The organism is Holdemanella biformis DSM 3989 (assembly GCF_000156655.1).
Classification (GTDB): domain Bacteria; phylum Bacillota_I; class Bacilli_A; order Erysipelotrichales; family Erysipelotrichaceae; genus Holdemanella; species Holdemanella biformis.
In genome coordinates this window covers 108,607-115,874 of sequence record NZ_DS996843.1, presented here as the reverse complement: position 1 = coordinate 115,874, position 7,268 = coordinate 108,607, and the positions used below count along the sequence as shown (strand labels likewise).

Here is a 7,268-nt window from a genome sequence, read left to right as displayed (position 1 = left end):
GCTTCGTCTATATAAAGAGTTAGATTCATCCAGACATTTAGAGTATCCAGATGATATCATGGTATATTTTTTAGAAGAAGGAAAAGATGTAGAGGCATGCTGGGTTCGTCTTGAAGGAATACAAGATGGAAAGATGTATGGAAGTGTATTAACGGCTTTGCGCCAGGATTTTGGTGTGAAAGAAAAGGATACAATTTATTTTGGCATGACAGAAATGGAAGATCACAAGTTGGCGTGTGTGTGGGTGAAAGAAGATGAATAAAGAGGATTCATTATATTCAATTTATGTACAAATATTAAAAGAAGAATTAGTGATGGCTATGGGTTGTACAGAGCCTATCGCGATTAGTTATGCGTGTGCTAAGGCAGTGCAAGTGCTAGATCATTTACCAGATCGTATTGTTGTTAAGGCAAGCGGAAGTATTATTAAAAATGTGAAGAGTGTTATCGTGCCTCATACAAATGGTTTAAAAGGGATTGAAGTTGCAGCTGCTGCAGGAGCTTTATATGGGGATGCAAACGCAAAACTTGAAGTACTTTCTAGTGCGACGCGTGAACAAATAGAAGAATTACCAGAATATGTTCAGAACACAAATATTACTGTGCAGCATATTGAACAAGGTCATGTATTTGATTTAGAAATCAATGTGTATTATGAACAAGAACATGCAAGTGTTCGTATTGTAGATACGCATACGAATATTGTGCAGATTGAAAAAGATTGGAAAGTTATCTTTGAAGATAAGACGACAAGCTTAGAACATAAGGCGGATCATAGTGCTTTGATCATGAAACAAATTTGGGATTTTGCCAAAACTGTGGATATTGAGGATGTAAAAGAAATATTGGATCGTCAAATTGCTTGTAACATGGCTATCGCAAATGAGGGAATTTATAATTCATATGGTGCAAACATTGGTCATGTGATCTTGAATATGGATTTGGATTGCGTAAAGACAAGGGCCAAAGCTTATGCGGCGGCTGGGTCGGATGCAAGAATGAATGGTTGTGAACTACCAGTAGTCATTAATTCAGGAAGTGGAAATCAGGGGATTACTTGCTGTGTGCCGGTTGTTGTATATGCCAAAGAATTGAATTCTACGCAAGAACAATTGTATCGTGCTTTAGTTTTATCGAATTTGACTGCTATTTATATTAAAACAGGTATTGGTACTTTATCAGCATTCTGTGGGGCTGTTAGTGCTGGAGCTGCAGCAGGAGCTGGAATTGCCTACTTACATGATGGAACATATGAAGAAATTCAACATACCATTGTGAATGCGTTAGCTATTCTTTCGGGAACCATTTGTGATGGGGCAAAGGCTAGTTGTGCAGCTAAAATTGCTTCTAGTATAGATGCCGGTATCATGGGATATTATATGTATAAAAATAAGCAACAATTCTATGCGGGAGATGGAATCGTTGCTCATAGTGTGGATGAAACAATTCAAAATATTGGAACTCTAGGTTCTCAAGGAATGCTTCAAACAAATGATAAAATTATTGAGATGATGATTTCTTGCGATTAAAAGTCGATAAGCGAATGATTAGTTGAGGTTCATATTCCATATGGACGATACGTTTTCGTTCGCTTTTTGTTTGTTCTAGAAGAATGTCTACAGCTTCCTTGCCTTTTTCACAAGCACCATGATCGACGGTTGTAAGTTGAATTTGTGGAAAATCCGTTTCTGGAATATTGTCAAATCCAGCTACACTTATTTTGATGTTGTGATCTTTTAAACAGGCTAAGATACCTAAAGCTGTCATGTCATTATTTCCTATGTAGGCATCGTATTTATCACCTAAAATTTGTTTTGTCAAACGATACCCGTTCTCATATTCCCTTTTTTCAATTGGGTACATGTCAAATTGTTTAGAAGAACTAAAGAATACTTGTGTGTTGGATATTACACTTTTTACACCTTCATATCTTTCGTTTCTACCTATTTCTGTTGTATCTAATGGACTTGAAATATACGCAATTTTCTTATGTCCTAGTTGTTTTAAATGATTACCTAATAGATTTCCACATTTAAAACTGTTGAGTTCAATTGAATCACAATCGAGATTTTTTGGCTTATCTCCAATAATGATGCATGGAATTTGTTTGGAAAGTGCATTCCATTCATCAACAAATTTTGGGGGATATAGAAGAATGATTCCACATGGTTTTAATAGTTTTAAGCTTGAAAGTGCATGTTTTTCGAGCTCATCTTTACGAAGTGTGGAAATTGTAAGAATTTGTGTTTTGGTCTTACTAGCCTGTTCAATGATACTTGAAACGACCATAGAATAATATGAATTTGATAAATTCGAACAAATAACGACAATCGTATTCTTAGTATTTGAATATCTTTTTTTTACTTCTGGCTTTTTATATCCCATTTGTTTGGCTGTTTTTTTGACAAGTTTAACAGTTTCTTCTTTGAAAGAAACATTTTTATTATCACTTAAAATCATAGATACAGTGGATTGTGATACATTTAAAGCTTTGGCTATATCGCGTGTAGTTATTTTGTTTCTTTTTCCCATAATGAACCTCTTTTGATTTATTTTGATTAATTTATTGATTACTAATCAAATTATTAATCAAAGTCTATTTTTATCTTACACCATTTTATTTGATTGTCTAGCTATTAATCAATAATTTGATTAATAAAATCAGTTGGTTTTACCCGTTTGAAAGGAAATAAAAATAGGCGTATCGTTACTTTGAAAGAGGTGTGAACTATGTATGATTGTATAATAATTGGAGCGGGTATCAGTGGATGCTCTTTAGCTTTTGAATTGAGTAAATATAGTGGAAAAGTATTGTGGTTAGAAAAAAATAATGATGTGGCAGATGAAACGACCAAGGCCAATAGTGCAATTATTCATGCGGGCTATGATCCAGAGCCAAATACTTTGATGGCAAAATATAATATTTGGGGTAATAAAATTATTCCTTCTTTATGTAAAGATTTAGATGTACCTTGTAAAAATATTGGTTCTTTAGTTGTTGGATTTAGTGAAGAGGATGATAAGACAATTGAAGTGTTATATAAGCGTGGTATTGAAAATGGTGTTGAAAATCAGCGTATTATTAAGCAGCCTGAGTTATCAAAAATGGAACCAAATTTAAATCCAGCTTGTACAAGCGCTTTATATGCACCAAGTGCATGTATTATCAATCCTTGGCAGTTTGCAATCGCATTAAGTGAAGTGGCAATTCAAAATGGTGTAGAGCTTCGTTTGAATGAAGAGGTTACGAGTATAAAAAAAGATGGAGATATCTTTATCGTGAATGATACATACAAGGCTAAGTTAGTTGTAAATTGTGCGGGTGTTATGTGTGATCATGTGACTGGACTTATCAAGAAGCCAAATTATAAGATTACGCCGAATAAGGGTGAATATTATTTATTGGATAAATCACAAGGAAACTTGGTTCATCATGTTATTTTCCAATGTCCTACAAAGATTGGTAAGGGTGTATTGGTAGCTCCTACAGTAGATGGAAACTTGATTGTAGGTCCTACAAGTACAAATACAAATGTGGATGATTATTCGACAACGTCAGCAGGATTAAAAATAATTCGTGAAAATGCGGTTAAATCTGTGCCAAATATGAAGCTTCAAGAAAACATTCGTACTTTTGCAGGATTGCGTGCAAGAAGTGATACAAAAGATTTTATTGTTGGCGAAGATAAAGATGTGCATAATTACTTCTCGATTGCAGGTATGGCAAGTCCTGGTTTAAGTAGTGCAAGTGCAATCGCATTAGATGTTGTGAGAATGATGCAGGAAAAGAATTATTTTTTAAATTTAAAGAAGGATTATGTTTCTACAAGAAAAGTTGTTCGATTTAAAGAAATGTCACATGAACAAAGAAAAGAATATATTGAAAAACATCCTGAGTATGGTCGTATTATTTGCCGTTGTGAAACGATCAGCGAGGGAGAAATTATTGATGCGATTCGTCGTAGTCCAAAACCAGTGAGTTTAGATGGAATCAAACGTCGATGTAATGCAGGTATGGGAAGATGTCAGTCTGGTTTCTGTGGACCTAGAGTACAAGAGATTCTTGCCAATGAGTTGGGCGTTAGTCAACTAGATATCATGTTAGATAAGAATGGTTCTTATATTTTATGTGGAAGAACAAAGGAGAATGACGATGAATAATAAGTATGATGTAGTAGTCATTGGTGGTGGTCCTGCAGGTCTTGCCAGTGCGATGGCAGCCAAACAAAATGGCGCAAAATCTGTTTTGATTATTGAACGAGATAAAGAGTTGGGTGGTATTTTAAATCAGTGTATTCATAATGGTTTTGGTTTACACCACTTTAAAGAGGAATTAACAGGCCCAGAATATGCCGGTAAATATATTGATGAAGTCAATAAGACAGATATTGATATATTATTGGATACAATGGTTATTGAGATTACGCCAGATAAAATGGTGTATTGTTCAAGTAGCATTCATGGATATTTAATGATTCAGGCTAAATCGATTATTTTAAATATGGGTTGTCGTGAAAGAACACGTGGAGCCATTGCGATTCCAGGCACAAGAGCTTCTGGTGTATTTACGGCAGGTGCAGCTCAGCGATATGTAAATATTGAAGGGTATATGCCTGGTAAAAGAGTTGTGATTTTGGGTAGTGGTGACATTGGTTTGATTATGGCTCGAAGAATGACTTTAGAAGGCGCAAAAGTTTTGGCAGTTGTTGAAGTTATGCCTTATTCGAATGGTTTGAATCGTAATATTGTTCAATGTCTACATGATTATGATATCCCATTGTATTTAAGCCATACAATTACGGATATTGTGGGTAAGTCTAGAGTAGAAAAAGTTGTTGTTTCTAAGGTGGATGAAAATAGAAATCCAATTGAAGGAACCGAGATGGAATTTGATTGTGACTGCGTTTTATTGTCAGTTGGATTGATTCCAGAAAATGAGTTGTCAAATGATTTAGGGGTTGAAATGGATTCTAGAACACATGGACCTATTGTTTATGAAAATATGGAGACTTCTATGGAAGGGGTATTCGCATCAGGCAACGTTGTGCATGTGCATGATTTAGTGGATTTTGTAAGTTTGGAAAGTGAAAAGGCTGGAATGGGTGCTGGCCGATATGTTTCAAATGGCGAAGTATCTAAGGATCGTGTCGTTAAGACGATAAATGGAGATAATATTTCGTATGTAGTTCCGCAATATATTCGTAAGGATAATGTAGAAAAGAGTGTTGAACTATCTTTCCGTGTAAGAAGACCAACACAACAGGTAAATATTGTTGTGAGGGATGGGGATACTGTAATTGCGAAGTTTAAAAAGGAACATGTGATACCAAGTGAAATGGAGAAGGTATCTATTCCTAAAGTGTTGCTTGAAAAGGCAGATAAAGAATTGGTTGTATCTGTAAAGGAGGATGTGCAATGAGAGAGTTAATTTGTATAACTTGTCCTAAGGGTTGTCACTTAAAGGTGGATGAAGAAAATGATTATAAAGTAACTGGAAATGGCTGCCCTAGAGGTGCAATCTACGGAAAAAAAGAGTGTACACATCCAACTCGTGTGGTGACAAGTACAGTTAAAATTGTAGGTGCAGAAATTGAAAGATTGAGTGTGAAGACGAATGGAGATATTCCAAAAGAAAAAATCTTTGATGTGATGAAAGAGTTGAATCATGTAGTTGTGAAGGCGCCAGTACATCGTGAAGATGTAATTGTCTCTGATATTTGTGGTACGGGTGTTGATTTAGTTGCGACGAAAGACTTATAATATGACTGTTAAAAGTGGGGAGCTTTTAGGCTGAGAGTAGGTTTGTCCTAGACCCAATAACCTGATTTGGATAATGCCAACGTAGGGAATATATCTTTTTGATAGGGAGCTGCAGATTGGTTTTTTTGCAGCTTTTTTCTTGGTGGTGAGAAAATGAATTATTCTATTTTTGATGTGGATGGAACAATACTAGATTCAATGGAAGTATGGAATACTTTGGCAAGTCGATATGTTCAAAGTTTGGGTATGATTCCCCAAAATAATCTTGATGAAATTGTTTCAAATATGAGTTTAGAACAGAGTGCAACATATTTGAAGAAGCATTATGGAATCAATAAATCAGAAGAACAAATCATTTCAGAAGTATTGAATCTTATATCGGATTTTTATAAGTATGAAGTGAAGCTTATGCCTGGGTTTAAAGATTTTATTTCACATTATGATTCAGTCAATGTGATTGGTACGAGTTGTGATGAAAAGTTAGTAAAAATTGCGTTGAATAGATTGGGTGTGTTGAATTATTTTGAAGATATTATAACTTGTTCAAAGGTGAATAAGTCAAAGAATGATCCGGATTTTTATTTGGCTTGTGCACAAGTTTTAAACCAAAGACCGGAAGATATAGTTGTGTTTGAGGATGCAGATTATTGTATAGATGTGGCGAGAAAAATTGGATTTAAAGTGATAAAAATAAAAGATTGGAGAGATTTAAATGAAGAGTGCATTAACAATTGCGGGAAGTGATTCGAGTGGAGGAGTAGGCATTTAGGCAGATATCAAAACAATGTGTGCTAACCATGTGTTTGCGACAAGTGCAATTACGGCATTAACTGCTCAAAATACTTTGGGAGTTACAGGCATTATGGATGTAATACCTGAATTTTTAGGTGAACAACTAGATGCAGTATTTACAGATATTTATCCGGATGCGGTAGAGATTGGAATGGTATCAAGTTCTAGTTTGATTGAAATGATTGCAAAGAAACTTAAGGAATATAAGGCAGAAAATATTGTGGTCGATCCTGTAATGGTTGCGACAAGTGGTGCAAGATTGATTAGTGAAGATGCAATTGAAACATTAAAAAAAGAATTGTTGCCTTTAGCTACTTTGATTACTCCAAATATTCCGGAAGCGGAAGTACTTTCAGAAATGGATATTATGGATGAGGAAAGTATGGTTGAAGCGGCAAAAAAAATCAGTGAAACTTTTTGATGCGCTACTCTAGTTAAGGGCGGTCATCAAATCAATGATGCGAATGATTTATTATATAGAAATGATTCATTTACTTGGTTTAAAGGGAAACGTATCAATAATTCAAATACACATGGTACGGGTTGCACTTTGTCGAGCGCAATCGTATCAAATCTTGCGAAAGGATTTGATTTGGATGATTCGGTAAAACGTGCAAAAGATTATATTTCAGGTGCGTTAAGTGCAATGCTTGATTTAGGTAAAGGCTCAGGTCCGATGGATCATTCGTTTGCGATAGATAATGAATATACAAAGG

At 35.1% G+C, this 7,268-nt stretch carries 7 protein-coding genes, 1 pseudogene and 1 riboswitch; of the genes and pseudogenes, 7 read left to right on the top strand and 1 reads right to left on the bottom strand.

The annotated features are described in order from the left end of the window. Both EUBIFOR_RS07255 and EUBIFOR_RS07250 read left to right on the top strand, forming a co-directional pair. Positions 1–262: hypothetical protein (locus tag EUBIFOR_RS07255; RefSeq protein WP_003865347.1), on the top strand; the 262-nt coding region annotated here is incomplete at its 5' end. Then, positions 255–1,529 carry an L-cysteine desulfidase family protein gene (locus EUBIFOR_RS07250; protein WP_003865346.1) on the top strand — a complete coding sequence of 425 codons (1,275 nt, stop codon included), beginning with the start codon at positions 255–257 and terminating at the stop codon, positions 1,527–1,529. The genes EUBIFOR_RS07255 and EUBIFOR_RS07250, both read left to right, overlap by 8 nt. Here the strand turns inward: EUBIFOR_RS07250 and EUBIFOR_RS07245 are convergent. Beyond that, a complete protein-coding gene (locus tag EUBIFOR_RS07245) occupies positions 1,501–2,532 on the bottom strand; it encodes a LacI family DNA-binding transcriptional regulator (RefSeq protein WP_003865345.1) in 1,032 nt (343 codons plus the stop codon). The two genes, EUBIFOR_RS07250 and EUBIFOR_RS07245, sit on opposite strands and share 29 nt — an antisense overlap. Positions 2,533–2,730: 198 nt before the next feature. Between EUBIFOR_RS07245 and EUBIFOR_RS07240 the strand changes: the two genes are divergently transcribed. From EUBIFOR_RS07240 to thiD, 5 genes and pseudogenes are all read left to right on the top strand, one after another. Then, a complete protein-coding gene (locus EUBIFOR_RS07240; protein ID WP_003865344.1) occupies positions 2,731–4,161 on the top strand; it encodes an NAD(P)/FAD-dependent oxidoreductase in 1,431 nt (476 codons plus the stop codon). Next, entirely contained in the window at positions 4,154–5,419 is a 1,266-nt protein-coding gene (locus EUBIFOR_RS07235; RefSeq protein ID WP_040466323.1) for an NAD(P)/FAD-dependent oxidoreductase, read from the top strand. Before EUBIFOR_RS07240 ends, EUBIFOR_RS07235 begins: the two co-directional genes overlap by 8 nt. Beyond that, complete coding sequence (locus EUBIFOR_RS07230) at positions 5,416–5,760, top strand: DUF1667 domain-containing protein (protein WP_003865342.1); 345 nt, start codon at positions 5,416–5,418, stop codon at positions 5,758–5,760. The genes EUBIFOR_RS07235 and EUBIFOR_RS07230 overlap by 4 nt, the downstream gene beginning before the upstream one ends. A gap of 5 nt (positions 5,761–5,765) precedes the next feature. Then, a riboswitch (TPP riboswitch) is annotated at positions 5,766–5,865 on the top strand. Positions 5,866–5,913: 48 nt separating this feature from the next. Further along, a complete protein-coding gene (locus tag EUBIFOR_RS07225) occupies positions 5,914–6,504 on the top strand; it encodes an HAD family hydrolase (RefSeq protein ID WP_003865341.1) in 591 nt (196 codons plus the stop codon). 31 nt (positions 6,505–6,535) lie between these two features. Then, positions 6,536–7,268 (top strand): annotated as a pseudogene (thiD, locus tag EUBIFOR_RS07220) (bifunctional hydroxymethylpyrimidine kinase/phosphomethylpyrimidine kinase); the annotation flags it as partial.

Coding starts and splice junctions, on each gene's coding strand:
- EUBIFOR_RS07235 (WP_040466323.1), top strand. CDS start 4,154: ATGAATAATAAGTATGATGTAGTAGTCATTGGTGGTGGTCCTGCAGGT.
- EUBIFOR_RS07240 (WP_003865344.1), top strand. CDS start 2,731: ATGTATGATTGTATAATAATTGGAGCGGGTATCAGTGGATGCTCTTTA.
- EUBIFOR_RS07225 (WP_003865341.1), top strand. CDS start 5,914: ATGAATTATTCTATTTTTGATGTGGATGGAACAATACTAGATTCAATG.
- EUBIFOR_RS07250 (WP_003865346.1), top strand. CDS start 255: ATGAATAAAGAGGATTCATTATATTCAATTTATGTACAAATATTAAAA.
- EUBIFOR_RS07245 (WP_003865345.1), bottom strand. CDS start 2,532: ATGGGAAAAAGAAACAAAATAACTACACGCGATATAGCCAAAGCTTTA.
- EUBIFOR_RS07230 (WP_003865342.1), top strand. CDS start 5,416: ATGAGAGAGTTAATTTGTATAACTTGTCCTAAGGGTTGTCACTTAAAG.